Consider the following 1282-nt stretch of genomic DNA (forward strand, 5'->3'; position numbering starts at 1 on the left):
TGGCGGCGTCCCTTTTGCCCGTCTTGGCGGCGCGTCCTCTGCCGGTGCCTCCTTCGGCGGTGAAGGGTCTGGTGGTGAAGGGGCTGGCGGTCACCCGGTGGGGTCGGAGGTGCTGGTGTCCGAGTTGCGGGAGCTGGCGTCCCGGCTGGCGGTGGCCGACCTTCCCGACACCACCGCGGTGTGCCTGGCCGAGGCCGAGGAGTTGCTGTACGCGCGGGACCGGTTGATCTCGGCGATCGCCGCGCGGGTGGGCCGGGTCCACGCCACCGGGGAAGCCAAGAGCGTCGGGTATGCCTCGACCGGGACGTGGCTGCGCGGCGCGGCGGGGATGACCGGTGCGGGGGCGTCGCGGCTGCTCCGGCTGGCCACGGAGCTGGCCCGGCTGCCTGTGGTGCGGGGCCGGTTCGCGGCCGGCACCCTGCCCGAGGGGTCGGTTGATGCGATCACCCAGGTCACCTCCCGGCTGACCGATGAGCAGGTCGCGCTGGTGGAGCAGATCCTGGTGGACCTGGCCGACCACGCCACCCCGGCCGAGATCGCCAAAGCCGGACGGTACCTGCGCGAGCTGCTCGACCCCGGCAGCCTGGATGATGAGGCGGATGCCGATTACGCGGCGCGGTTCCTGCTGGTCCGCCCCTCCTCCACCGGCGGGGTGGAGGGAGAGTTCCGGCTGCCGCGTGAGGCGGCCGCCCGGCTGCGAGAGTTCCTGGCCGCCTACGCCCGCCCCAAAGGCAAAGACAATGACCGGCCGCTGCGGGTCCGCCAGGCTGACGCGCTGGCCGCGTTGTTGAGCAAGAAGGTCAGCACCGAACTGCTGGTCCTGGTCCGCGCCGAATCCCTCCCCGCCGACCCCACCCCCACCAACCCCACCCCGGACAACCCCGCCGGCTTCGATCACAGCACCCCGGCCACTGACCCCACCGCCCACCGCGCTGCCGACCCCAACGGCGGCGACCGCGCCGACTCAGGCGCGGCCCGCACCGACGACGACGCTGACCGCCACGGCGGCCTGGACGACGACCCCAGCGGGGGCGACCGCGCGGACACGAGCGCGGAGACGGGTGCAGACCCGAGCGCGGCGGGGGGTGCGGACGCTGGCGGCGCGGGGGTGGGGGCGGGTGAGGGGGTGGGGGCGGGTGAGGGGGTGGGGGCGGGTGAGAGGGTGGGGGATGCGGCGTGTGGGAGGTGTGGGCACCACCCCGACCGGCTCGCGCCCGGGCTGCTGATCGCGACCGGGCAACTGCTGCCGATCTCCGACGTGCACCGGCTGGCCCGCACCTCC

General features: G+C 74.7%; 1 protein-coding gene. It reads left to right on the top strand.

Annotated elements, in window-relative coordinates; all coding sequences use genetic code 11:
* Positions 1-115: 115 nt before the first annotated feature.
* The coding region (locus N5079_RS34985) for a DUF222 domain-containing protein (RefSeq protein WP_261588517.1) at positions 116-1282 on the top strand (1167 nt) is incomplete at its 3' end.

Source organism: Planotetraspora sp. A-T 1434 (assembly GCF_025420585.1).
Lineage (GTDB): Bacteria > Actinomycetota > Actinomycetes > Streptosporangiales > Streptosporangiaceae > JAOEGB01.